The organism is Pseudomonas sp. NY15463 (assembly GCF_048068415.1).
In the GTDB taxonomy this organism is placed as follows: Bacteria; Pseudomonadota; Gammaproteobacteria; order Pseudomonadales; family Pseudomonadaceae; genus Aquipseudomonas; species Aquipseudomonas mosselii_C.
Genome location: NZ_JBLUQD010000006.1, coordinates 175,381 through 199,061, shown reverse-complemented (window position 1 = coordinate 199,061; position 23,681 = coordinate 175,381). Strand labels below are relative to the sequence as shown.

Below are 23,681 nucleotides of genomic sequence, written 5' to 3'. Positions count from 1 at the left end.
TTGGCCGCTTCAGCGCAAATTGCGAACAGGTATCAACAAAGGCTGGGGATAATAACAGACCCGGCCTTTGCTGAACACCAATCACCCTTATACCCCTGATAAATTCCATCAATCGGCCTGGCGACGCAGGAAGGCTGGGATATCGAGGTAGTCCAGATCGTCCTGAGGGTTGAGTTTAGCGGCTGCGGCGGCACCGGCGTGAGCCTGGTTGCGCATCACGGTCGGACGCTCCAGGTCGCGGTAGTTGACCGCTGGCTGCTCTTGGCGAACCGGGGCCGGGTTAGAGGCCTCGTAAGCCTGCTGGGCAGTTTGCAGGGTATTGTCGACGACTTTGACCGGCTTCTCGATGCGTGCACCCAGACCGGTGGCCACGACGGTGACGTGCAGCTCGTCGCGCATGTCCGGGTCGATCACAGTACCGACCTTGACCATGGCGTGGTCGGAGGCGAAGGCCTCGATGATGCTACCCACGTCGGAGTACTCACCCAGCGACAGGTCCGGTCCGGCGGTGATGTTCACCAGGATGCCACGGGCGCCCTGCAGGTTGACGTCTTCGAGCAGTGGGTTGCGAATCGCCGCCTCGGTAGCTTCACGCGCACGGTTCGGACCGCTGGCGCAGCCGGTACCCATCATCGCCATACCCATCTCGCCCATTACGGTACGCACGTCGGCAAAGTCGACGTTGATCATGCCCGGACGCTTGATGATGTCGGAGATGCCGCGCACGGCGCCGGCCAGCACGTCGTCAGCCTTGGCGAAAGCGGACAGCAGGCTTGCATCCTTGCCCAGGATGGTCAGCAGCTTCTCGTTGGGGATGGTGATCAGCGAGTCGACGCTCTCGGCGAGCATACGGATGCCTTCATCGGCGATCTGCATGCGCTTGCGGCCTTCGAACGGGAACGGACGGGTCACTACCGCAACAGTGAGGATACCCATCTCTTTCGCGACTTCGGCGATGATCGGCGCAGCACCGGTACCGGTACCGCCGCCCATGCCGGTGGTGATGAACACCATGTTGGTGCCTTGCAGCACTTCGGCGATGCGCTCACGGTCTTCCAGCGCGGCTTGACGGCCGACCTCTGGATTGGCCCCCGCACCCAGGCCCTTGGTCACGCCGGTGCCTAGTTGCAGGATGGTGCGTGCGCCAATGTTTTTCAGCGCTTGAGCATCGGTGTTGGCGCAGATGAACTCGACGCCTTCGATGCTGCTTTTGACCATGTGGTTGACGGCGTTGCCGCCGCCACCGCCGACGCCGATCACCTTGATGACCGGGCTTTGCGGGACGTTGTCTACGAGCTCGAACATTTTCCCTCTCCTTACAGTTCTCTAGTTGTCGCGCCTACCACTACTGCTTTGAAACTCAGAAGTTGCTCTGGACCCAACGCTTGAGTCGTTCAAGCACTGGCCCCTTGGGTTCATCGCCATAGCTGTTATTGCTGTTGCTGCTGTTGCTGATACCGGTCATGACCAGGTCTTCGGACTGCTTCTGCAAGCCGTAGGTGAGCAGGCCCACGCCGGTGGAATAGATCGGGTTGCGCACCACGTCGCTCAGGCCCCGAACGCTGTGCGGCACGCCAAGGCGTACCGGCATGTGGAAGATTTCCTCGGCCAGTTCCACGGCGCCTTCCATCTTCGCGGTACCGCCGGTGAGGACGATACCGGCGGGCACCAGGTCCTCGTAGCCGCTGCGGCGCAGCTCGGCCTGGATCAGGGTGAACAGCTCGTCGTAACGAGGCTCGACCACTTCTGCCAGGGCCTGGCGCGACAGCTCGCGCGGTGGACGATCGCCCACGCTCGGCACCTTGATGGTCTCGCCAGCGCCAGCCAGCTTGGCCAGGGCACAGGCGTAACGGATCTTGATCTCCTCGGCGTACTGCGTCGGTGTACGCAGAGCCATGGCGATGTCGTTGGTGACCTGGTCGCCCGCGATAGGGATCACCGCGGTGTGGCGAATCGCGCCTTCGGTAAAGATCGCGATGTCGGTGGTGCCACCCCCGATGTCCACCAGGCACACGCCGAGTTCTTTCTCATCGTCGGTCAGCACCGAATAGGCCGAAGCCAACTGTTCGAGGATGATGTCGTCGATTTCCAGGCCACAGCGGCGTACGCACTTCTCGATATTCTGTGCGGCATTGACGGCGCAGGTGACCACGTGGACCTTGGCTTCCAGGCGCACGCCCGACATGCCCAGCGGCTCGCGAACGCCTTCCTGGTTGTCGATCACGTAGTCCTGCGGCAGGGTGTGCAGCACGCGCTGGTCGGCCGGAATGGCCACAGCCTGGGCAGCGTCGAGCACACGTTCGAGGTCGGCCATGCTCACTTCACGGTCGCGGATGGCGACGATGCCGTGGGAGTTCAGGCTGCGGATGTGGTTGCCAGCCACGCCAACGAACGCCGAGTGGATGCGACAGCCGGCCATCAGTTGGGCCTCTTCCACAGCGCGCTGGATCGACTGCACGGTCGACTCGATGTTCACCACCACGCCTTTCTTCAGGCCGCGCGATGGGTGGGTGCCGATGCCCACGATCTCCAGGGTGCCGTCTTCGCCGACCTCGCCCACCAGCGCCACCACCTTGGAGGTGCCGATGTCCAGCCCGACGATCATTTTGCCGCTATGCGCGTTTGCCATGGTCCTGCCTCTCTCTAATTCTTCGCAACGGCGGGTTGGGCCGTCGTCGGTGCATTCGGTTCCCGCCAACCAACGGCAAGTCCGTTGGAATAACGCAGATCGATGCGGGCGATATTGGTGATCTGGTCTTTAAGCGATTTGTCGTAAATGGCAATGAAACGGCGCATCTTCTCCACCAGATGATCACGCCCCAGCAGCAATTCGATACCTGGCCCTGCGCTGCCGGCGCCAGTGGTCAGGAACCAGCTGCCGCGCTCGCGCAGCTCCAGGCGCGCAATGGAAAAGCCCATGGGGCGCAACATCTGGCTCAATACCTGATACTGCTGCATGACCTGTTGCTGAGCGCGCTGCGGCCCGAACAACTGCGGCAGGTGCTCGTAGTTGGCCAGCTCGCGCGGGGTGAAAGCCTGGCCCTGGTTGTTGAGCAGGGCCTCATCGCCCCAGCGCGCCACCGGCAGTTGCTCTTCGAGGCGCACCACGACCTCGTCCGGCCACACCCGACGCACTTCGGCATGGGCGATCCAAGGCATCTGCTCAAGCTCCATGCGCATCGCCGCCAGGTCCACGGTGAAGAAGCTCGCGGCCACGTAGGGGGCGATTCGCTGCTGTACCGCCTGCTGGCTGATGTAGCTCAGGTCGCCCTGCACAGCGATCTTGGTGATCGGACGGTCGGCATACGGCATCAGGCGAACCGCGCCTTCGTAGGCGCCGAAGCCTGCGGCCACCAGCAGCACCGGCCACAGCAGGCGCTTGAGGCCGCCGAAGCTCGGCCGTGGCAGGCGCGCCGATACGGGCTCGTCGGCCACCAGTCGGCTGGCACCACGCGGCACCGGCTTGCTTCGGCCGGTAACGGGTTGCTGCTGACGTATCATCGCGCCCTGCATGGCTGCTTAACCTCGCGTCGCTACGCTGTCGGCCAGGATCGCCAGCACCAGTTGCTGGAAGTCCAGGCCGGCCGCGCGGGCCGCCATGGGCACCAGGCTATGATCAGTCATGCCCGGTGCGGTGTTGACTTCGAGCAGCCAGAACCGGCCCTGCTCGTCCTGCATCACGTCCAGACGCCCCCAGCCCTCGATGCCAACGGCATCGCAGGCGCGCGCGGTCAGGTCGATCAGCTCTTGCTCCTTGACGCTGTCCAGGCCGCACGGAATGCGGTACTGGGTGTCATTGGCGATGTACTTGGCGTCGTAGTCGTAGAACACGTGAGGCGTGCCCAGGGCAATCGGCGGCAGCACCTGGCCACGCAGCACGGCGATGGTGAATTCCGGGCCGTGAATCCATTGTTCGACCAGGACTTGCGAATCGTAGTGGGCGGCATCTTTCCAGGCAGCGATCAATTCCTGTTCGCTGTTCACCTTGGCCATGCCGATGCTGGAACCTTCATGGGCAGGTTTGACGATCAACGGGAAGCCCAGTTCCGTACTGGCCTTTACACAATCGTGCTCGCTGGCCAGCACCGCATGACGCGGCGTGGGAATGCCCAGACTCTGCCACACCTGCTTGGTGCGCAGCTTGTCCATGGCCAGCGCCGAGGCAAGAATGCCGCTGCCGGTGTAAGGAATACCCAGGCACTCCAACAGGCCCTGCATGCTGCCGTCCTCACCGCCACGGCCGTGCAGGATAATGAAGGCGCGATCGATCTTTTCGCTCTGCAGGCGCGCCAGCAGGTCGTCGCCCACATCGATGCCGACCACGTCGACACCGGCAGCCGTCAGCGCCTCGATCACCGCCGCGCCGGACTTGAGCGACACCTCACGCTCGGCGCTTTTGCCACCGTACAGCACGGCGACGCGGCCGAAGGCCTTTATGTCGAGGGTGGAATGCAGCTTGTCATAGGCGCGGGTCATTTCGACTTCTCCTGCTTGGCGCCTGCGAACAGCGGGCTTTTCATCAGTTGCGGGGCCAACCCACCGACATCACCGGCACCCTGGCAGATCAGGATGTCGCCAGCGCGCAGCAGCGGCTTGACCAACGGCGCGAGTTCGGCGCCACGTTCGATGTAGATCGGGTCCAGCTTGCCGCGCTGGCGAATGCTGTGGCACAGCTGGCGGCTGTCGGCGCCGGGGATCGGCTCTTCGCCAGCCGGGTAGACTTCCATCAGCAGCAATACGTTGGCATCGCCCAGCACCTGCACGAAATCGTCGTACAGGTCGCGGGTACGGCTGTAGCGGTGCGGCTGGTAGACGATCACCAGGCGCCGGCTCGGCCAGCCGCCACGCACGGCCTTGATCACCGCGGCGACTTCGGTCGGATGGTGGCCGTAGTCGTCCACCAGCATCACGCTGCCGCCATCGACGGGTAGCTCGCCGTAGACCTGGAAGCGTCGACCGACCCCTTGGAAGCCCGACAGGCCCTGGATGATGGCCTCGTCGCTGATGCCCTCGTCGGTGGCGATGGCGATGGTGGCCAAGGCGTTGAGTACGTTGTGGTTGCCCGGCATGTTGACCGACACCTCCAGCGGCGCGCAGTCGCGGCGCAGTACGGTGAAGTGGGTCTGCATGCCCTGTTGACGCACGTTGATCGCGCGCACGTCGGCTTCTTCGCTAAAGCCATAGGTGACGGTCGGACGCTTGACCTGCGGCAGGATCTCGCGCACCACCGGATCGTCCAGGCACATCACGGCCAGCCCATAGAACGGCAGGTTGTGCAGGAACTCGACGAAAGTCTTCTTCAGCTTGTTGAAGTCACCTTCGTAGGTGGCCATGTGGTCGGCATCGATGTTGGTGACCACCGCGACCATAGGTTGCAAGTGCAGGAAGCTGGCGTCGCTTTCATCGGCTTCGGCGATCAGGTAACGGCTGGTGCCCAACTGCGCGTTGGTGCCGGCTGCGGTCAGGCGGCCACCGATGACGAAGGTGGGGTCCAGGCCGCCGGCAGCGAATACCGAGGCCAGCAGGCTGGTGGTAGTGGTCTTGCCGTGAGTGCCGGCCACCGCTACGCCGTGGCGATAGCGCATCAGCTCAGCGAGCATCTCGGCGCGCGGCACCACAGGAATGCGACGTTCCAGGGCGGTGGCGACTTCCGGGTTGGCCGGGTTGATCGCACTGGATACCACCAGCACATCGGCGGTGGCGGCGTTCTCGGCGCGGTGACCGACGAAGATCTCGGCGCCGAACGACTCCAGGCGTTCGGTGACCGGCGATGCCTTGAGGTCAGAGCCGGACACTTCATAGCCCAGGTTCAGCAACACCTCGGCAATCCCGCACATGCCCACTCCGCCGATCCCGACGAAGTGAATACGGCGGATACGGCCCATCTTCGGTTGCGGCATGGCTTTCTGGCTTTCAACCATGGGCCACCTCCAGGCAGATATCGACCACGGTGCTGGTTGCAGCAGGTTTGGCCAGGCGGCGGGCAGTACCAGCCATGGCGTTGAGTTTCTCGGGTTGCATCAGCACCTCGTTCAGGCGTTCAGCGAGTTGCGCTGCGCCAGTTGTCGCTTGTGGCATGAGGAAGGCAGCACCTTCACCAGCCAGGTATTGGGCGTTGTGGGTCTGGTGGTCGTCGATGGCGTGCGGCAACGGCACCAGCATCGACGGCAGGCCTGCGGCGGCCAGCTCGCTGACGGTCAGCGCACCGGCACGGCAGACGACCAGATCGGCCCAGCCATAGGCATGGGCCATGTCCTTGATGAACGGCTCGACCTGGGCCTTGACCCCGGCCTCCTGGTAACGCTCGGCGGTGACCGGCGCATGATGCTTGCCAGCCTGGTGGAATACCTCGGGGCGCAGGCTGGCCGGCACTTCGGACAGGGCCTTAGGCAACAATTTGTTCAAGGGTTCCGCACCCAGGCTGCCGCCCATGACCAAAAGCCGTGCACGGCGCTCGGCCAGCGGTGCGCGCTGCGCGTCCATGAACAGCTCAGGGCGCACCGGATTGCCGGTGGTACGCAGCTTGTCGCTCGCGCTGAACGTGCCCGGGAAGGCTTCGCACACCCGCGCGGCCAACGGCAGCAAGAGGCGGTTGGTGGTGCCGGCACGCGCATTCTGTTCGTGTATCACCAGCGGCACGCCGCACAGGCGCGCGGCCACACCGCCGGGGCCAGTCACATAGCCGCCGAAGCCGACCACACAGACAGGCTTGAGCGCACGCACGATGCGCCGCGCCTGAAGCACGGCCTTGACCAGGGTGAACGGTGCCTTGAGCAGCGACAGCTTACCCTTGCCACGCAGACCGCCAACCTGGATCAGGTGCAACTCAAGACCCGCCTGGGGCACCAGCTCATTCTCGATACCGCGCGCAGTGCCGAGCCAGTGCACGGTGTAGCCGCGGGCCTGGAACTCACGGGCGCAGGCCAGTGCCGGGAACACATGGCCACCGGTACCACCGGCCATGATCAGTACGTTCTTGCCGTCAGCGGCCATGATTGGTCTCCTCGGCAAAATCGCTTTCGTTGAATTCGTGCTCTTCGCTGCCGAAGTGCGTTCGACTTTCCCACTCGATGCGTAGCAACAACCCTACGCAGGCGCAGCAGATCACCAGTGAGCTGCCCCCGTAGCTGAGGAACGGCAGTGTCAGGCCTTTGGTCGGCAACAGCCCGACGTTCACGCCAATGTTGATCAGGAACTGGCCGATCCACAGGAACGCTAGGCCAAACGCCATGTAGGCCGCGAAGAACTGCTTGGCCTTCTCGGCCCACAGGCCGATGTACAACGCACGTACAGTGACGAACACGAACAGCGCGATGGTCAGCAATGAGCCGACCACGCCAAGCTCCTCGGCCAGCACCGAAAACACGAAGTCGGTGTGTGCCTCGGGCAGGTAGAATTGTTTCTGTACGCTGTTGCCCAGCCCCACGCCCAGCCACTCGCCGCGCCCGAACGCGATCAGGGCCTGGGTCAGCTGGTAGCCCGAGCCGAACTGATCCGACCACGGGTCGGTGAAGGTGATCAAACGCGCCATCCGGTAAGGCTGGGCCTGAACCAGGATCACCACCGAGACCACTGCGAGCACCACCATCAACGAGAACCGGAACAATCCCACCCCGCCCAGGAACAGCATGGCGGCGGCGGCGCCCATCATCACCACGGTGGCGCCAAAGTCCGGCTCCATCAGCAGCAGGCCGGCCATCGGCAGCAGCACGATGAAAGGCTTGAAGAAGCCCATCCAGCTTTCGCGCACCTCGGTTTGGCGGCGCACCAGATAACCGGCGAGATAGATCACCACGAAGACCTTGGCGATCTCCGAAGGCTGAACGTTGAAGAAACTGAAGCCGATCCAGCGCATCGAGCCGTTTACTTCGCGGCCAATACCGGGGATCAGCACCATGACCAGCAACCCGAACGCCCCCACCAGCATCATGAAGCCCATGCGCTGCCAGGTGGCGATCGGCACCAGCATGGTCATGCCACAGGCCCCCAGGCCAAGGGCCACGTAAACCAGGTGGCGGAACATGTGGTAGAGCGGGTTGCCTGACTGCACCGCAGCCACTTCCGAGGACGCCGAGGTGATCATCACCAGCCCCAGGCCCAACAGCGCCAGACAACCGGCCAGCAGCGGGAAATCGAGGTCGATGCCTCGGCCGCTGATCAGCGGCGATGGGTAAGGCTTGAGGATGCCGAAGATCATGCCAGCCCCTCCGCCGCCTGGGCGAACAGACGCCCGCGTTCTTCGAAGTTCTTAAACATGTCCAGGCTGGCGCAAGCAGGCGACAGCAGCACGGCGTCGCCGGGCTGGGCCAGTTCGGCGCAGCGTTGCACGGCCTCGTCCAGGGTCTGCACGCGCACCAGTTGCACGCCATCCTTGAGTGTTTCGGCCAGCCGCTCGGCGTCACGCCCCAGCAGCACCACGGCGCGGCAATGCTGGGCGACCGGTGCACGCAGCGCGGCAAAGTCCGCGCCCTTGCCATCGCCACCGGCGATCAGCACCAGTTGACCGTCGATATCGGCGCCCAGTCCTTCGATGGCGGCCAGTGCGGCGCCAACATTGGTAGCCTTGGAATCGTCGTACCAGTTCACCCCGTTGCGCTCGCGGATCCACTGGCAGCGATGGGCCAGACCCTTGAATTCGCGCAGCGCTTCGAGCATCGGCTCGAATGGCAGACCTGCGGCGTGACCCAGGGCAAGCGCGGCCAAGGCGTTGCTCTGGTTGTGCGCACCGCGAATCTTCAGCTCACGTACCGGCATAAGCGTCTGGAATTCGAACGCCAGGTATTTTTCACCGTCCACTTCACGCAGGCCGAAAGCCTTGAAGTCCGGTTGATTGAGACCAAAAGTCCAGCATGGACGACCTTCGACCGGCAGCGGACGGCTCAAGGCGTCCTGGCGGTTGACCACTACCTGGCGCGCACCACGGAAGATCCGGTGCTTGGCCAAGTGGTAGGCCGGCAGGCCGCTGTAGCGGTCCATATGGTCTTCGCTGATGTTCAGCACCGTCGCCACTTCGGCATTGAGCTGGTCTGTGGTTTCGAGCTGGAAGCTCGACAACTCCAGCACGTACAGCTCGACGTTGTCATCGAGCAGGTCCAGCGCCGGGGTCCCCAGGTTGCCGCCCACCGCCACACGCTTGCCAGCCTTAGCGGCCATTTCGCCGACCAGGGTGGTGACCGTGCTCTTGGCGTTGGAGCCGCTGATGGCCACGATCGGCGCCTTGGCGTGGCGGGCGAACAGTTCGATGTCGCCGGACAGCGTCACGCCACGCGCCGCAGCCTGCTGCAGGGCCGGGGTGGCCAAGGCCAGGCCGGGGCTCACATACAGCTCGTTGGCACGGCACAGGAAGTCCACGTCCAGTTCGCCACAGCGCACTTCCACCTGCGGGTAATCACGGCGCAGGGTGTCCAGTTCCGGCGGTTGCTCGCGGGTGTCGGCGACCGCAAAGGCAATGCCCCGGTTCGCCAGGAAGCGAACCAGGGACATGCCGCTCTTGCCGAGGCCGACAACGATGCGGAATTGGTCGGAAGCGATCAGTGACACGCTCGTTTACCTCAGTTTCAGGGTGGCAAGGCCGATCAGCACCAGGATCACCGTGATGATCCAGAAGCGCACGATCACGCGTGGCTCGGGCCAGCCCTTGAGTTCGAAGTGGTGGTGAATCGGCGCCATGCGGAACACGCGCTTACCGGTGAGCTTGAACGAAGCCACCTGGATCACCACCGACAGGGTTTCCATCACGAACACACCGCCCATGATGAACAACACGATTTCCTGGCGCACGATCACGGCGATGGTGCCGAGGGCTGCGCCCAGCGCCAGCGCACCGACGTCACCCATGAACACCTGGGCCGGGTAGGTGTTGAACCACAGGAAACCAAGGCCTGCGCCAATCAGTGCGCCACAGAACACGATCAACTCGCCCGAGCCTGGCACGTAAGGGATCAGCAGATACTCGGCGAACTTCACGTTGCCCGACAGGTAGCAGAAGATGCCCAGGGCACCACCGACCATCACGGTTGGCATGATCGCCAGACCGTCGAGGCCGTCAGTCAGGTTGACCGCGTTGCTCGAACCGACGATCACGAAGTAGGTCAGCACCACGAAGCCCACGCCCAGCGGGATGGTGAAATCCTTGAGCATCGGCACGATCAGCGTGGTCTCGACGCTGGTGGGGGCGGTCTTGTAGAGGAAGATCGCGGCACCCAGGCCGAACACCGACTGCCAGAAATACTTCCAGCGGCTCGGCAGGCCGCGGGAGTTCTTCTCGATCACCTTGCGGTAGTCGTCGACCCAGCCGATGGCACCGAACAGCAGCGTGACGATCAGTACCACCCACACATAGCGGTTGCTCAGGTCGGCCCACAGCAGCGTGCTGATGGCGATGGCGGAAAGAATCAGCGCACCGCCCATGGTTGGAGTACCCGATTTGGACAGGTGCGATTGCGGGCCGTCGTTACGCACGGCCTGACCGATCTGGCGGATCTGCAGGGTACGGATCATCCACGGGCCCAGCCACAGGGCCAGGGACAACGCGGTCAGCACCCCCAGAATCCCGCGCAGCGACAGGTACTGGAAGACCGCGAAGCCCTTGTAGAACTGTTGCAGATACTCAGCCAACAGCAGCAGCATTAATGTTTCTCCCCGCTAGGCCCGCACAATGCCGCCACGACGTTTTCCATCGCAGCGCTGCGCGAGCCCTTGATCAAGATAGTGGTGTCGCTGCCTGTCTCGGCGCCAACGGCGTCGATCAGCTCAGCTTGAGTAGTGAAATGGCGGCCATTGGCGCCGAACGCTTGGACCGCGTGAGCCATGTTGGTTCCCACTGCGTACACTGCGTCGACCTTGCCACGGGCGTAATCACCCACTTGGCGGTGGCCTTCCTCGGCCCATTGCCCCAACTCGCCGATATCCCCGAGCACCAGAACGGTGCGCCCGGAAAAGCCGGCGAGTATATCAATGGCCGCACACATCGAGGTGGGATTTGCGTTGTAGCTGTCGTCGATCACGCGCACGCCGTTCGGAGCGATCTGCGCCACGCTACGGCCCTTGACCGGTTGCACGGCTTCGAGGCCTGCGGCAATGCCACTCAGGCTCAGACCAACGGCATCTGCTGCGGCAGCGGCGGCCAGGGCGTTGCTAACGTTGTGCGTGCCCAGCAGGTTCAATTGGACCTTCACGCTGCCATCTCGGCCGTGCAGGATGAACGAGGGGCAACCACGCACATCGCGATCGATATCGCTGGCATGGAAATCAGCCTGCGGATTGTCCAAGGCGAAGCTGACGATCCGGTGATTGCCGGCGCGCTTGCGCCACACATCAAAGGCTTTGTCGGCCAGGTTGAGAATGGCGGTGCCCCCCTCGCCCAGGCCTTCGAGAATTTCACCCTTGGCCTCGACGATCTTCTCTGGCCCACCGAACTCGCCCACATGGGCGGTGCCGGCATTGTTGATGATCACCACCTGGGGTTGGGTGAGGCCGACGGTATAGCGGATCTCGCCAATGCGCGAAGCGCCCAGTTCAATCACTGCGGCGCTGTGCTCGGGGGCGATTTCCAGCAAGGTGAGCGGCGCGCCGAGGTCGTTGTTGAGGTTGCCACGGGTCGCGTGCACCGGGCCACGCGTACGCAGGATGCAGGCGAGCATCTCCTTGACCGTGGTCTTGCCGCTGGAACCGGTGATGGCAATCACGGGCTTGTCGAAAGCGGCGCGGTTCAACGCACCAAGCTGCCCAAGGGCCAGGCGGCAGTCGGCGACCACCAGTTGCGGCAACTCGACGCCTTCGATTTCGCGCTCGACCAGCGCAGCGACTGCTCCCTTGGCCTTCACGTCGGCCAGGTAGTCATGCCCATCGAAACGCGGGCCAGCCAGCGCGACGAACAGTTGGCCTTCACTGACGCTTCGGCTGTCGATGCTGACGCCGGTAAAGCAGGCATCAGGACCGACCAGACGCCCGGACAGGCCTGCACTGAGTTGGCTGAGTGTCATGGGCTTAAGCATGTGGAGCCTCCCAGGCTGCAAGTGCCTTATCGGCTTCGATCAGGTCGGAGAAGGCGTGCCGCTGGCCGTCGATCTCCTGATAATCCTCATGCCCCTTGCCAGCCAGCACGATCACATCGTCGGCAGCAGCGGTGGCGATCAGGTGTGCGATGGCCTCGCCGCGCCCAGCGACGAACTCGACACCGGCCGGGTTGGCGAAACCGGGACGAATGTCGTCGAAGATACGCAGCGGGTCTTCAGTACGTGGATTGTCGTCGGTGACCAGCACACGGTCGGCCAGACGCTCAGCCACTTCGGCCATCAGCGGGCGCTTGCCGCGATCACGGTCGCCGCCACAGCCGAACAGGCACAGCAGCTTGCCGTGAGCGTGAGGACGCAGGGCGCCCAGCACCTTCTCCAGGGCGTCCGGGGTGTGCGCGTAATCGACCACCACCAACGGCTTGGCACCGCCACCTAAGCGCTGCATGCGGCCAACCGGGCCCTGCAACTGCGCGGTGACCTTGAGAATTTCATCCAGTGGGTAGTCCAGCGCCAGCAGCGTGGCCACCGCAGCCAGCAGGTTGCTCAGGTTGAAACGCCCGAGCAATTGGCTGCGCAGGGTGCGCTCACCCTGGGCGGTGACGAGGATGGCGCGCACGCCATCGTCATCGAAGTGGGCTTCTCGGCAGTACAGCGACGCGTCCGGGTTTTCCAGGCTATAGCTGAGCAGCCGGGTCTCGATATGATCGGCAACAGGGCGGCGGGCGAAGTCGTCCGCCAGGCGGCAACCGAATGCGTCGTCCAGGTTCACCACCTGGCAGCGCAGGCTCGGCCAGGCAAACAGCTTGGCCTTCGCGGCCTCATAGGCCTGCATGCTGCCGTGGTAGTCGAGATGGTCGCGGGACAGGTTGGTCATCACCGCGATGTCGAACTCCAACGCCGCCACCCGTCCCTGCTCCAGTGCATGCGAGGACACCTCCATGGCCACAGCCTTGGCGCCGGCCTTTTTCAGGTCGTTCAGGGTCGCCTGCACGGCAATCGGATCCGGGGTAGTCAGCCGCCCGCTTTGCAGCTCGCCGTAGAAACCTGTGCCCAGTGTGCCGATCAGCCCGCAACGCTGTCCCAGCACATCGAGCGCCTGGGCCACCAGTTGCGTGACACTGGTCTTGCCATTGGTGCCGGTAACGCCGACCAGATTCAATTGGCGGCTCGGCTCACCATAAAAACGCCCCGCGATCTGCGACAGCTGGCCGATCAGGCCCTTGACTGGAATCAACGGCACGTCGGTGAGCGGCAGTACGGTCGCGCCCTGTTCTTCATAGGCGACCGCGGCGGCACCACGGGCCAGCGCGTCGGCGATGTGCGCACGGCCATCGACCTTGGCACCAGGCACGGCAAGGAACAAGTCGCCCTGGCGTACCTGACGGCTGTCCAGGGTGAGTTCACGAATCAACGGGTCGCGGCTGGCCTGGGCGAACAGCTTGCTCAATGGCATCGTCATTATCCACGCCCTCCGTTGGCGGGTACTGCTGCGGCTTGCTGGGTCGATGGCGGCGGCAGATTGTCTGGCGGCACATTCATCAGACGCAGGGTGCCCGACATCACTTTGCTGAATACCGGAGCCGAGACCAGGCCGCCGAAGTAACCGCCCTTGCCCGGTTCATCGATGACCACGACGATCGCGTAGCGCGGATCGCTCATCGGGCCGAAGCCTGCGAACAGCGAGCGGTAGGCGTTCTCGGTGTAGCCCTTGGAGCCCACGGTGGCCTTACGCGCCGTACCGGACTTGCCAGCGACGTGGTAGAACGGCACCTGCGCGCGGTATACGCCTCGCGGTGCCTCGATCACTTGCTGCAACATGCCCTGGATGGTTTCGGCGGTCTCCTTCGGGATCGCCTGCACGGCCTCCGGCGCCTTGTCGACCTTGAGGATCGACAGCGGCACCATCTTGCCGTCGTTGGCCAGCGCCGCGTAGGCATGCACCAGTTGCAGGGCGGTCACCGACACGCCGTAGCCGTACGACAGCGTTGCCGTCTCGGCCTTGCGCCATTCGCGGTGATTGGGCAAGTTGCCGACCCGCTCACCCGGGAAACCGAGGCCGGTGTACTGGCCCAGGCCCAGCTGGGACATGACCCGATAGATCGCCTCGCCGCCGATGTCGAAGGCGACCTTGCTCATCCCCACGTTACTGGAGTTGATCAGGATGCCGGTCAGGTCGAGGATCGGACCTTCGCTCTTGGAAACGTCCTTGATCGTGTAGCGACCGATCTGCAGGCTGCCGGGATACACCTCGACCTTGTCGGTCGGCTTCCAGCGACCGCTCTGCAATGCCGCACTCATGGAAATCGGCTTGACCGTGGAACCCGGCTCGAACACGTCGATGATCGCCCGGTTGCGCATGGCCGCCGGGAACATGCTGCGACGGTTGTTGGGGTTGTAGGTCGGCTGGTTGACCATGGCCAGGACCTCGCCGGTCTTGACGTCCATGATCACCAGGCTACCGGCCTTGGCATCCTGTTCAGCGATGGCGTTGCGCAGCTCGCGGGTCGCCAGGTATTGCAGGCGCAGGTCTATCGACAACGCCAAGGTCTTTCCGGCCTTGGCGTTCTTGGTTACCTGAATGTCCTTGATCAGCCGACCGCGCCGGTCCTTGATCACCTGGCGCTTGCCCGGCACACCGGCGAGCCATTCATCATACGCCAGCTCGACGCCTTCACGACCATGATCGTCAAGGTCGGTGAAACCGACCATATGGGCGGTGACGTCGCCGGCCGGATAAAACCGACGGAACTCTTCCAGGCCGTAAACGCCCGGTACTTTCAGCCCGAGCACATGCTGCCCCTGCTCCGGGGTCAGGCCACGGACCAGGTAGATGAACTCTTTGCTGGCCTGCTGGGTGAGGCGCTCGGTCAATTGCTGCGGGTTCTGCCCAAGCGCTGCGGCCAACTGTGGCCAACGGTCCTTGGAGGCCTGCATTTCCTTGGGGTTGGCCCACAGCGTAGTGACCGGCGTACTGACCGCCAGTGGCTCGCCGTTGCGGTCGGTGATCAACCCACGGTGCGCGGGAATGGGAATATGTCGCAAGCTGCGGGCGTCACCCTGCCCCTTGAGGAAGTCGCGGTCGACCACCTGCAAGTCGATGATGCGCCAGCAGATCGCACCGACCATCAGGGCCAGCAAGCCGATCACCACCCGGAAGCGCCAGGGGTAGAGTGCGCCTTCGAGCTTCATCATGGCGCGACCATCCGCACTTCGTCAGCCGCCGGCACACGCATTTTCAGCTGCTCGGAGGCCAGGTTCTCGATACGGCTGGAGGCTGTCCAGGTGCTTTGTTCGAGAATCAAACGGCCCCATTCGGCCTGGGCCTTGTCGCGCTCGTTCAATTCGCCATACAGGGTGTTCAGCAATTGGCGATTCCAGTGCGCGCTGTACGACACCGCAATCGCCGAAACGAGCACGCCGACGAACAGCAGAAGCATCAGGAAGCTTCCGCCTGGCAGAGGTTTGGCGAACAGCCGGCTCACCGAAGCTTCTCCGCCACCCGCATGACGGCGCTGCGCGACCGCGGGTTGGCCTTGAGTTCTTCATCGGAGGCGAACTGCGCCTTGCCGATCAGCTTGATCTTCGGCTCGAATACCTTGTGCTGCACGGGCAGGTTACGCGGCAGGTTATCGGCCTCGCCTTTGGCGAGCTTGCGCATGAACAACTTGACGATGCGGTCTTCGAGGGAGTGGAAGCTGATCACCGCCAGGCGACCGCCCACTTCAAGGGCGTCGATAGCAGCCTCAAGGCCAGCTTCGAGATCGCCCAGTTCATTGTTGACGTGGATACGCAGGCCCTGGAAAGCACGGGTAGCGGGGTTCTTACCCTTTTCCCAGGCCGGGTTGGCGACCTTGAGCACTTCCGCCAAGTCGGCGGTGCGGGTGAAAGGCTGCTGCTCGCGGCGCAACACCACGGCGCGGGCCATGCGCTTGGCGAAGCGCTCTTCACCGTACTCTTTAAAGACGCGGGCGATTTCTTCTTCCGCGGCGGTCGCGATGAACTCGGCGGCACTGATGCCTTGGTCCGGGTTCATGCGCATGTCCAACGGGCCGTCGTTGAGGAAGCTGAAACCACGCTCGGGATCATCCAACTGCGGCGAGGACACGCCCAGGTCGAGCAAGATCCCGCTGACCTTACCGTCCAGCCCGCGCGCCGCGACTTCCTGGCCCAGCTCGGCAAAGCTGCGCTGCACAATGACAAAGCGGCCGTCTTCGGCCGCCAGCGCTTGCCCCGTGGCAATCGCCTGTGGGTCCTTGTCGAACCCCAGCAGCCGACCTTGCGGCCCGAGCTTGCTGAGGATCAGGCGACTGTGGCCGCCCCGCCCGAAGGTGCCATCCAGATAGCAACCGTCGGCGCGCAGGGCCAGTGCCTCGACAGCTTCGTCGAGCAGGACGGTGATGTGGTTGAAGCCGCTATCTATGGTCACAGGATCAGGTCACGCAATTCATCGGGCATGGCACCCGGTTGTTGGATAGCTGCAAGGTCGGCTGCCGAAACCGCGTTCCAGGCATCCTCATCCCACAGCTGGAATTTGTTCAGTTGCCCCACCAGCATCGCCTTTTTGTCGAGCTTGGCGTATTCGCGCAAACGGGGCGGCACCAGAAAACGCCCACTGCCATCAAGCTCCAGGTCAACCGCGTTACCGATCAGCAAGCGCTGCAGGCGACGGTTTTCCTCACGCAAGGATGGCAAGGCGCGCAACTTGGCTTCTATCTGCTCCCACTCATCGAGGGGATAAACACACAAGCAGGGATCCACCGCGTCGATGGTCACGATCAGCTGACCGTTGCAACGCGAATCGAGCTCGTCACGGTACCGGCTCGGCATGGCGAGACGGCCCTTGGCATCGAGACTGACGGCATTGGCTCCGCGGAACACGGCTGCGATTCCCCACAATGGTAGCTTTTTTGTGTCAGAAAACCCACTTCATCCCACTTTCTGCCACTTGCGCACACTATAGGAATCCGTCCGCCACACCGTCAAGGCGCGTTCATAAGGAAAACCCTTACAGGACGGAGATTTAGCGCAACAAACGAAGACGGAACGAGTAACCGACAAGAAAAAGAGAGGGAAAAATCAAATGCACTCAAGCGGATAGAGTGTGAAGTTAAAGTGAATTATTAAGAGTAAGATTTTTTCGGTATTACGAAGGGGCCTCTGCTATCGATTCCAGCAGGGCAGGAAGAGGTGGAGAGTCGATCTGTAAGCCGGGTTTTGTCGAGGACAGTCATTCCTCTACGACGGCCATCACTGGACGCCTCTAGCAACCTACCCGGTTCCGACGCGGGCCACGCCGTATGGAACCCTATTTGGTCTTGCTCCGAGTGGGGTTTACCTAGCCACGGACTGTTGCCAGCCGTGCGGTGCGCTCTTACCGCACCTTTTCACCCTTACCGGCACCGAAGTGCTTAGGCGGTTATTTTCTGTGGCACTTTCCGTAGGCTCGCGCCTCCCAGGCGTTACCTGGCACTCTGCCCTATGGAGCCCGGACTTTCCTCCCCCGTTTTTTGCGGAACAAAAGACGGCAGCGACTGTCCGATCGACTCTCCGCCGCCAAGGTTACCGGCAGGCGCGGCCAAGAACAAGCGATGTGACAAAAGATGTCGCAATGCCATCATTCGGGCTTGTGTTTTTCCAGTGCCAGTTGATAAAGCAGGTTCTTGCGCACTCCGGTGATCTGCGCCGCCAACGCAGCCGCACGCTTGAGCGGCATTTCCGCCAACAGCAGGTCGAGCACGCGCTGTGCCTCGACACTGACCGCCTGCTCGCCTTCTGGCGCACTCCAGCCGGCGACCAACACCACGCACTCGCCACGCTGCTGGTTACTGTCGCCCTGGACGAACGCACGCAATTGCGCAAGCGGCAACCCCTTGAGCGTCTCGAAGGTCTTGGTCAGCTCGCGAGCCAATAGCGCCGGGCGCTCAGCCCCGAATACCGCCTCCATGTCCTCGAGGCATTCCAGGATACGGTGCGGGGCCTCATAGAAGATCAACGTGCGCGGCTCTTCCCGCACCTGCTCCAGGCGCGCCCTGCGCCCGGCCGTCTTGGCCGGCAGGAAGCCTTCGAAGATAAAGCGATCCGACGGCAGCCCGGCCGCCGACAATGCCGCGATCAGCGCACAGGGCCCCGGCACTGGGACTACCTGTACCCCGGCCGCGCGCGCCTGACGTACCAAGTGATAGCCAGGATCGGAAATCAGTGGCGTACCGGCATCGGACACCAGCGCAACATCGTCGCCGGCCAGCAGGCGAGTGATGAAGCGCCCGCCCTCGTCGCGTTCGTTATGTTCATGACACGCCGCCAACGGTGTATCGATGCCGAAATGCTGAAGCAGGCGCACCGAATGGCGAGTGTCTTCGGCGGCGATCAGGCTGACACTGGCGAGTACCTTGAGCGCCCGAGCGCTCATGTCGTCGAGATTGCCGATGGGCGTTGCGACGACATAAAGCGTACCCAAGGTGGATTTCGAAGCCCCTGCAACATCTGTCACTGCGCGCACCTGCATCGTGGATCAAAAGGCGCCATTGTAGCCCGGCCACCGGCAACAGGTCGCAAAGAACTTTGCCGCCCACCACGCCCAGGCCACCTATAGTGAACCCTCAACGTAACCGCTCGCCCGGACAACCCTTCGCGTGGCGCGAATTAGCCACACAGGCCACTGGTGCTTGGGTACAATTGGCGGCCAACTTGATCGAGTAACAGGACTATTACATGATCGCTTGCCTGCGGCTGATCTCAGCCCTCTGCCTCGCTGCCCTGCTGGCAGCCTGCGCCAGCTCGCCCTCATCCAGCCTTGGCGAGCTGCCACGCACCCCGGACGCCAGTATCGAGCAACTGCTCGACAAAGCGGCCTCCAGCAAGTCTGCCGAGGATGCAGCCCTGCTGCGCCTGAGCGCCGCCGACATGGCCTATAAACAGAAGGACTTCCCACGCTCGGCGCGGATCCTCGAACAGGTCCCGCTGGACGCGCTCAAACCGGCCCAGCAAGTCTTCGCGTCCACGCTGACCGCCGAGCTTGCCATGAGCCGCAACCAGCCCAAAGCCGCGCTGACCGCCCTGTCGCATCCAAGCCTGCAACGCATCGGCGAATTGCCCGCCGAGCAGCAAGTACGTACCTATAGCGTCCACGCTGCTGCCCTCGAAGCCGACGGCCAGGCCCTGGCCGCCGCCCAGCAACGCGTACTGCTTGGGGCTCTGCTCAGCGACCAGGCCGCGAGCACCAACAACGATGCCATCTGGACGCTGGTCGCTGCACTGCCGGCCGAGCAACTCCAGCAGCCCTCGAATGACGCCACCCTGGCCGGCTGGACTGGCCTTGCCTTCGCCGTCAAGAGCGCCGGCACGCTGGAGCAACAGCAGGCAGCCATCGATACCTGGCGCAACCAGCACCCCGATCATCCAGCCGCCAAGCAACTGCCTACCGCACTGATCAAGCTAAAGGAGCTGGCCAGCCAGCCGCTGACCAAGATCGCCCTGCTGCTGCCCCAGGAAGGTCCCCTGGCAGGCGTTGCCCGTGCGCTGCGCGATGGTTTCATGGCTGCCCACTTCCAGGCCCAGAAAGCTGGCCAGCCGGCTCCGGCCGTGCAGGTGTTCGACAGCTCGCGCATCACCTCGCTGGATGAGTTCTACCGCCAGGCCCAGGCCGCTGGCGTGCAACTGGTAGTTGGCCCGCTGGAAAAACCGCTGGTCAAGAAACTCGCCGCCTACCCGCAACTGCCGATTACCACCCTGGCCCTGAACTACGCCGACGCCGGCCAGAAAGCGCCGCCGCAGCTGTTCCAGTTCGGCCTTGCCGCCGAGGACGAGGCGCGTGAAGTCGCCCGCCGTGCCCGCGCCGATGGCATGGTCCGCGCCGTGGCGCTGGTGCCGAGCGGCGAATGGGGCGATCGCGTACTGGCCGCGTTCCGCCAGGACTGGCAAGCCAATGGCGGCACCCTGCTCGCCGCCGAGCGCATCGCCCAACCGGTCGCCCTGGCTCAACAGATCGCCGAGCTGTTCCAATTGCGCCAAAGCGAAGGCCGCGCCAAGAGCCTGCAAAGCACCGTCGGCGGGAATATCGCGGCGCAGCCGTCGCGCCGCCAGGACATCGACTTCCTGTTCCTCGCCGCCACCCCGCAGCAGGCTCAACAGATCAAGCCGACCCTGAACTTCCAGTACGCCGGTGACGTGCCGGTCTACGCTACCTCCAACCTGTACAGCGCCAGCGGTGACGTGAACCAGTACAACGACATGAACGGCATCCGCTTCTGCGAAACGCCGTGGCTGCTGGACAACACCAACAGCCTGCGCCAGCAGGTGGTGCAGCAGTGGCCACAGGCCGCTGGCAGCCTGGGTCGCCTGTACGCGATGGGCGTCGACGCGTACAGCCTCGCGCCACGCCTGGGCCAGCTCAAGGCACTGCCAGACAACCGTGTCGAGGGCCTGTCGGGTAGCCTGACCGTCAACGCCAACCAGCGTGTCGAGCGCCAACTGCCATGGGCCGAGTTCTCCGGCGGCCAGATCAAACGTCTGCCGGACACTGCGCGCTGATGCCACACCCCTCGCCAACCCGCGCGGGCGCAGCAGCCGAAGACCAGGCCCTGGACTTCCTCCAGGGCCAAGGTATGAAACTGCTCACGCGCAACTGGCGATGCAAGGGCGGCGAGCTTGATCTGGTCATGCTCGACGTCGATACAGTAGTATTCGCCGAGGTCCGCTACCGGCTGCACGCGGACTTCGGCGGCGCGCTCGGCAGTATCGATGGGCGCAAGAAGAAGCGTCTGGTGCTTGCCGCCAACCTTTTCCTGCAACATGAACCCCGCTGGGCCGCCCACCCCTGCCGCTTCGACGTTGTCGCCCTGCAGGGCCAAGGGCATGCTGGGCAACCGCTCCTTTGGCTCAAAAACGCCTTCGAGTGCTGAACCCATACCGATTTTTTTGCTCTATGTTTCGCGGGCTGGTCCTTGTTGCGCGTAGCAAAGGCCACCGCCCCTCTTAAGGTCACACCAGATGGACATGCAATCCCGAATTCGCCGGCTATTCCAGGCCAGCATCGACACCAAGCAACAGGCAATGGACATCCTGGCACCTCACATCGAGCAGGCCAGCCTGGTCATGGTCAACGCCCTGCTCAGCGAGGGCAAGATCCTCACCTGTGGCAACGGCGGCTCTGCCGGCGACGCTCAGCACTTTTCCTCGGAGTTGCTCAACCGCTTCGAGCGCGAGCGTCCGAGCCTGCCAGCCATCGCCCTGACCACCGACAGCGCCACCCTCACCTCGATCGCCAACGACTACAGCTACAACGAAGTCTTCTCCAAGCAGATCCGCGCCCTGGGCCAACCCGGCGACGTTCTGCTGGCGATCTCCACTAGCGGCAACTCGGCCAACGTGATTCAGGCGATCCAGGCCGCACATGACCGCGAAATGATTGTCGTAGCATTGACCGGACGTGACGGCGGCGGTATGGCTTCGCTGCTGCTGCCCGAGGACGTGGAGATTCGCGTGCCCTCTTCGGTCACTGCACGTATTCAGGAAGTCCACCTGCTGGCGATCCACTGTCTGTGCGACTTGATCGACAGCCAACTGTTCGGGAGTGAAGAATGATCCCCAAGCACCTCGGCCTGATAACCCTGACCCTATGCCTGAGCATTTCTGGCTGCAGTTCGGTACTGACGTCGGCCCGCGACTCACCCATCGAGGATGACCGTGGCACCCGCACCATCGGCAGCAAGATCGACGACTCGTTGATCGAAACCAAGGCGGCGGTCAACATCGCCAAGGCCAACCCGGACCTGGACACCGGCTCGCACATCGTTGTCAGCAGCTACAACGGCGTCGTGCTACTGGCCGGCCAAACCCCGCGCGCCGACCTCAAGGCCCTCGCCGAGCAGACAGCCAGCCAGGTTCAACGGGTCAAGAAAGTCCACAACGAACTGCAAGTCATGCAGCCCTCCTCGATCCTGGCGCGTAACAACGACGCCTGGCTGACCACCAAGATCAAGACCCAGATGCTGGCTGACGCCAATGTCCCTGGCTCGCGCGTCAAAGTGATTACCGAGAATGGCATCGTCTACCTGCTGGGCCTCGTGACCCAGCGCGAAGGCAACGCCGCCACCAGCGTGGTACAGGGTGTTTCCGGCGTGCAGAAGATCGTCCGTCTGTTCGAGTACATCGACTGATTTCATCATTGCCGTACAGGCCCGCCCTTACAATCTGTCGCAAGGGCGGGCCCACCCGCACTGATCCCGAAACACACCTTGAAACCCCAGGATACCCACCATGAACAAGCTCCTGCCTGCCCTGCTGATCGGCGCATTCGCCACCCTGGCCGGCTGCTCCACCCCGAGCATCATCACCCTCAACGATGGCCGCGAACTGCAGACCACCGACACCCCCGAGTTCGACCGCCATTCGGGCTTTTACGAGTTCAAGCAACTCGACGGCAAGCTGAACCGCGTCAACAAGGACCAGGTGCAGAGCATCAAGGACCTGTAAGCCCAAACGGCAGACACAAAAAAGGCGATCCAACTGGATCGCCTTTTTTGTTACTTGACCACCTTCAGGCTGGGTCGGCCACTTGGGCGCGGCGGCTCTGGCGGAACATCGTCACCTGGCTGCACATCATCGTCTGGCAGATCGCCTTCATCATCGGCAGGCTCAAGTTCGAAGACCATGCCCTGACCGTTCTCCCGAGCATAGATGCCCATGATCGCGCCGACAGGCACGAAGAGCGAGTGGGAAACCCCACCAAAACGCCCCTCGAAACTCACGGCGTCATTGTCCATGTGCAAGCTGCGCACGGCGCTAGGGGAGATGTTCAGGACGATCTGACCATCACTGGCGAAACCTTGGGGCACCTGGACTGCCGGAAAATCGGCATTGACCAGCATATGCGGCGTGCAATCGTTGTCGACGATCCACTCGTGCAGTGCTCGAACCAGATAGGGGCGACTGGAGTTCATCAACGGGTCCTCTATACCTTGCGCATTTCGCGTTCTGTAGCGGACAGGCTCGCCTGGAAAGGCTCGCGGGCGAACTGTCGCTCCATGTAATCCAGCAGCGGCTTGGCCTGCCGCGGCAATTCGATCCCCATCAGCGGCAATCGCCAGAGGATGGGCAGTAGACAGCAATCGACCAGGCTTTGCTCCTCGCTCATGAAACACGCCATCTCGCCAAACAATGGCGCCACGCCGGTCAGGCTTTCGCGCAGCTCCTTGCGCACCTGGACGCGCGCCGCTTCGCTGCTGCGCGCATCGAGCAGGGTATCGACCAGCCTGCACCAGTCACGCTGGATACGGTGAATCAGCAGGCGAGTGTTACCCCGCGCCACCGGGTACACCGGCATCAGGGGCGGATGTGGGTAGCGTTCTTCGAGGTACTCCATCACCACGGTCGACTCGTACAGCGCCAGGTCACGGTCGACCAGTGTCGGCACACTGCCGTAGGGGTTCACTTCCACCAGTTTGGGCGGCAGACGATTGGCGTCGACATCGATGATCTGTACTGCCACGCCCTTCTCGGCGAGCACCAGGCGTACCCGGTGGGAGTAGTGATCAGCGGGATCGGAATAGCAGGCTAACCTGTTGGTTGCGCCCATGTAGCGCCTCCTCGCACGGGATGCTTTGTAAAACTCTAAATGAAAACGCGCCCGGCTTCCCCTAGCAATGCTGCTTGGGGGAAGCCGGG

At 63.2% G+C, this 23,681-nt stretch carries 23 protein-coding genes and 1 other RNA gene; 5 read left to right on the top strand and 19 right to left on the bottom strand.

The genetic code is table 11. From position 1 onward, the window contains the following. Positions 1-108: 108 nt before the first annotated feature. The 17 genes from ftsZ to rsmI form a co-directional block, all read right to left on the bottom strand. Entirely contained in the window at positions 109-1,305 is a 1,197-nt protein-coding gene (gene ftsZ, locus ACNFIC_RS16805) for a cell division protein FtsZ (protein WP_003251871.1), read from the bottom strand. A 55-nt stretch (positions 1,306-1,360) separates the two neighbouring features. After that, positions 1,361-2,629, bottom strand: coding sequence for a cell division protein FtsA (ftsA, locus tag ACNFIC_RS16800; RefSeq protein WP_138219913.1), 1,269 nt, complete (start codon positions 2,627-2,629; stop codon positions 1,361-1,363). Positions 2,630-2,643: 14 nt separating this feature from the next. After that, positions 2,644-3,513, bottom strand: a complete 870-nt coding sequence (locus tag ACNFIC_RS16795) for a cell division protein FtsQ/DivIB (protein ID WP_138219912.1) — start codon at positions 3,511-3,513, stop codon at positions 2,644-2,646. A 6-nt stretch (positions 3,514-3,519) separates the two neighbouring features. Further along, positions 3,520-4,476: a D-alanine--D-alanine ligase gene (locus tag ACNFIC_RS16790; protein WP_138219911.1), complete on the bottom strand. Its 957-nt coding sequence runs from the start codon at positions 4,474-4,476 to the stop codon at positions 3,520-3,522. After that, positions 4,473-5,921, bottom strand: a complete 1,449-nt coding sequence (gene murC / locus ACNFIC_RS16785; RefSeq protein WP_138219910.1) for a UDP-N-acetylmuramate--L-alanine ligase — start codon at positions 5,919-5,921, stop codon at positions 4,473-4,475. The genes ACNFIC_RS16790 and murC overlap by 4 nt, the downstream gene beginning before the upstream one ends. Further along, complete coding sequence (murG, locus tag ACNFIC_RS16780) at positions 5,914-6,993, bottom strand: undecaprenyldiphospho-muramoylpentapeptide beta-N-acetylglucosaminyltransferase (RefSeq protein ID WP_138219909.1); 1,080 nt, start codon at positions 6,991-6,993, stop codon at positions 5,914-5,916. Before murG ends, murC begins: the two co-directional genes overlap by 8 nt. Beyond that, on the bottom strand, positions 6,983-8,197 hold the full coding sequence (gene ftsW, locus ACNFIC_RS16775) for a putative lipid II flippase FtsW (RefSeq protein ID WP_138219908.1): 1,215 nt from the start codon (positions 8,195-8,197) through the stop codon (positions 6,983-6,985). The genes murG and ftsW overlap by 11 nt, the downstream gene beginning before the upstream one ends. Beyond that, positions 8,194-9,540, bottom strand: coding sequence for a UDP-N-acetylmuramoyl-L-alanine--D-glutamate ligase (gene murD / locus ACNFIC_RS16770; protein ID WP_138219907.1), 1,347 nt, complete (start codon positions 9,538-9,540; stop codon positions 8,194-8,196). The genes ftsW and murD overlap by 4 nt, the downstream gene beginning before the upstream one ends. Before the next feature lie 6 nt (positions 9,541-9,546). Beyond that, entirely contained in the window at positions 9,547-10,629 is a 1,083-nt protein-coding gene (mraY, locus tag ACNFIC_RS16765) for a phospho-N-acetylmuramoyl-pentapeptide-transferase (RefSeq protein WP_138219906.1), read from the bottom strand. Beyond that, entirely contained in the window at positions 10,629-11,996 is a 1,368-nt protein-coding gene (locus ACNFIC_RS16760; protein ID WP_138219905.1) for a UDP-N-acetylmuramoyl-tripeptide--D-alanyl-D-alanine ligase, read from the bottom strand. Before ACNFIC_RS16760 ends, mraY begins: the two co-directional genes overlap by 1 nt. Beyond that, a complete protein-coding gene (locus ACNFIC_RS16755) occupies positions 11,989-13,476 on the bottom strand; it encodes a UDP-N-acetylmuramoyl-L-alanyl-D-glutamate--2,6-diaminopimelate ligase (RefSeq protein ID WP_138219904.1) in 1,488 nt (495 codons plus the stop codon). Before ACNFIC_RS16755 ends, ACNFIC_RS16760 begins: the two co-directional genes overlap by 8 nt. Next, entirely contained in the window at positions 13,476-15,206 is a 1,731-nt protein-coding gene (locus tag ACNFIC_RS16750; protein ID WP_171030959.1) for a peptidoglycan D,D-transpeptidase FtsI family protein, read from the bottom strand. Before ACNFIC_RS16750 ends, ACNFIC_RS16755 begins: the two co-directional genes overlap by 1 nt. Continuing rightward, positions 15,206-15,499, bottom strand: a complete 294-nt coding sequence (gene ftsL / locus ACNFIC_RS16745; RefSeq protein ID WP_054899260.1) for a cell division protein FtsL — start codon at positions 15,497-15,499, stop codon at positions 15,206-15,208. Before ftsL ends, ACNFIC_RS16750 begins: the two co-directional genes overlap by 1 nt. Beyond that, a complete protein-coding gene (gene rsmH / locus ACNFIC_RS16740; RefSeq protein ID WP_416781470.1) occupies positions 15,496-16,443 on the bottom strand; it encodes a 16S rRNA (cytosine(1402)-N(4))-methyltransferase RsmH in 948 nt (315 codons plus the stop codon). Before rsmH ends, ftsL begins: the two co-directional genes overlap by 4 nt. Beyond that, positions 16,440-16,895, bottom strand: a complete 456-nt coding sequence (mraZ, locus tag ACNFIC_RS16735; RefSeq protein ID WP_004575120.1) for a division/cell wall cluster transcriptional repressor MraZ — start codon at positions 16,893-16,895, stop codon at positions 16,440-16,442. The genes rsmH and mraZ overlap by 4 nt, the downstream gene beginning before the upstream one ends. Before the next feature lie 309 nt (positions 16,896-17,204). After that, an RNA gene (gene rnpB / locus ACNFIC_RS16730) (RNase P RNA component class A) lies at positions 17,205-17,564 on the bottom strand. A gap of 67 nt (positions 17,565-17,631) precedes the next feature. Next, complete coding sequence (gene rsmI / locus ACNFIC_RS16725; protein WP_416781469.1) at positions 17,632-18,522, bottom strand: 16S rRNA (cytidine(1402)-2'-O)-methyltransferase; 891 nt, start codon at positions 18,520-18,522, stop codon at positions 17,632-17,634. A gap of 206 nt (positions 18,523-18,728) precedes the next feature. Between rsmI and ACNFIC_RS16720 the strand changes: the two genes are divergently transcribed. The 5 genes from ACNFIC_RS16720 to ACNFIC_RS16700 all read left to right on the top strand — a co-directional run bounded on the left by ACNFIC_RS16720 (position 18,729) and on the right by ACNFIC_RS16700 (position 22,490). Further along, positions 18,729-20,546 carry a penicillin-binding protein activator gene (locus tag ACNFIC_RS16720; RefSeq protein ID WP_416781468.1) on the top strand — a complete coding sequence of 606 codons (1,818 nt, stop codon included), beginning with the start codon at positions 18,729-18,731 and terminating at the stop codon, positions 20,544-20,546. Further along, a complete protein-coding gene (locus ACNFIC_RS16715) occupies positions 20,546-20,917 on the top strand; it encodes a YraN family protein (RefSeq protein ID WP_416781467.1) in 372 nt (123 codons plus the stop codon). The genes ACNFIC_RS16720 and ACNFIC_RS16715 overlap by 1 nt, the downstream gene beginning before the upstream one ends. Before the next feature lie 88 nt (positions 20,918-21,005). Further along, positions 21,006-21,599 (top strand): phosphoheptose isomerase, encoded by a 594-nt coding sequence (locus tag ACNFIC_RS16710; RefSeq protein ID WP_138219899.1) that lies wholly within the window; start codon positions 21,006-21,008, stop codon positions 21,597-21,599. After that, positions 21,596-22,174: a BON domain-containing protein gene (locus ACNFIC_RS16705; RefSeq protein ID WP_138219898.1), complete on the top strand. Its 579-nt coding sequence runs from the start codon at positions 21,596-21,598 to the stop codon at positions 22,172-22,174. The genes ACNFIC_RS16710 and ACNFIC_RS16705 overlap by 4 nt, the downstream gene beginning before the upstream one ends. A gap of 100 nt (positions 22,175-22,274) precedes the next feature. Then, positions 22,275-22,490 carry a YgdI/YgdR family lipoprotein gene (locus tag ACNFIC_RS16700; RefSeq protein ID WP_138219897.1) on the top strand — a complete coding sequence of 72 codons (216 nt, stop codon included), beginning with the start codon at positions 22,275-22,277 and terminating at the stop codon, positions 22,488-22,490. A gap of 50 nt (positions 22,491-22,540) precedes the next feature. Here ACNFIC_RS16700 and ACNFIC_RS16695 read toward each other — a convergent pair whose 3' ends face one another. Further along, a complete protein-coding gene (locus ACNFIC_RS16695) occupies positions 22,541-22,957 on the bottom strand; it encodes a ClpXP protease specificity-enhancing factor (protein WP_416781466.1) in 417 nt (138 codons plus the stop codon). An 11-nt stretch (positions 22,958-22,968) separates the two neighbouring features. Beyond that, positions 22,969-23,592 carry a glutathione S-transferase N-terminal domain-containing protein gene (locus tag ACNFIC_RS16690; RefSeq protein ID WP_416781465.1) on the bottom strand — a complete coding sequence of 208 codons (624 nt, stop codon included), beginning with the start codon at positions 23,590-23,592 and terminating at the stop codon, positions 22,969-22,971. Positions 23,593-23,681: the final 89 nt, after the last annotated feature.

Coding starts and splice junctions, on each gene's coding strand:
- ACNFIC_RS16760 (WP_138219905.1), bottom strand. CDS start 11,996: ATGCTTAAGCCCATGACACTCAGCCAACTCAGTGCAGGCCTGTCCGGG.
- ACNFIC_RS16700 (WP_138219897.1), top strand. CDS start 22,275: ATGAACAAGCTCCTGCCTGCCCTGCTGATCGGCGCATTCGCCACCCTG.
- ACNFIC_RS16710 (WP_138219899.1), top strand. CDS start 21,006: ATGGACATGCAATCCCGAATTCGCCGGCTATTCCAGGCCAGCATCGAC.
- ACNFIC_RS16795 (WP_138219912.1), bottom strand. CDS start 3,513: ATGCAGGGCGCGATGATACGTCAGCAGCAACCCGTTACCGGCCGAAGC.
- ACNFIC_RS16750 (WP_171030959.1), bottom strand. CDS start 15,206: ATGAAGCTCGAAGGCGCACTCTACCCCTGGCGCTTCCGGGTGGTGATC.
- ACNFIC_RS16695 (WP_416781466.1), bottom strand. CDS start 22,957: ATGAACTCCAGTCGCCCCTATCTGGTTCGAGCACTGCACGAGTGGATC.
- ftsA (WP_138219913.1), bottom strand. CDS start 2,629: ATGGCAAACGCGCATAGCGGCAAAATGATCGTCGGGCTGGACATCGGC.
- murG (WP_138219909.1), bottom strand. CDS start 6,993: ATGGCCGCTGACGGCAAGAACGTACTGATCATGGCCGGTGGTACCGGT.
- murC (WP_138219910.1), bottom strand. CDS start 5,921: ATGGTTGAAAGCCAGAAAGCCATGCCGCAACCGAAGATGGGCCGTATC.
- ACNFIC_RS16790 (WP_138219911.1), bottom strand. CDS start 4,476: ATGACCCGCGCCTATGACAAGCTGCATTCCACCCTCGACATAAAGGCC.
- ACNFIC_RS16720 (WP_416781468.1), top strand. CDS start 18,729: ATGATCGCTTGCCTGCGGCTGATCTCAGCCCTCTGCCTCGCTGCCCTG.
- ACNFIC_RS16755 (WP_138219904.1), bottom strand. CDS start 13,476: ATGACGATGCCATTGAGCAAGCTGTTCGCCCAGGCCAGCCGCGACCCG.
- ACNFIC_RS16690 (WP_416781465.1), bottom strand. CDS start 23,592: ATGGGCGCAACCAACAGGTTAGCCTGCTATTCCGATCCCGCTGATCAC.
- rsmI (WP_416781469.1), bottom strand. CDS start 18,522: ATGCAGGTGCGCGCAGTGACAGATGTTGCAGGGGCTTCGAAATCCACC.
- ACNFIC_RS16715 (WP_416781467.1), top strand. CDS start 20,546: ATGCCACACCCCTCGCCAACCCGCGCGGGCGCAGCAGCCGAAGACCAG.
- ftsZ (WP_003251871.1), bottom strand. CDS start 1,305: ATGTTCGAGCTCGTAGACAACGTCCCGCAAAGCCCGGTCATCAAGGTG.
- ftsW (WP_138219908.1), bottom strand. CDS start 8,197: ATGATCTTCGGCATCCTCAAGCCTTACCCATCGCCGCTGATCAGCGGC.
- ACNFIC_RS16705 (WP_138219898.1), top strand. CDS start 21,596: ATGATCCCCAAGCACCTCGGCCTGATAACCCTGACCCTATGCCTGAGC.
- mraY (WP_138219906.1), bottom strand. CDS start 10,629: ATGCTGCTGCTGTTGGCTGAGTATCTGCAACAGTTCTACAAGGGCTTC.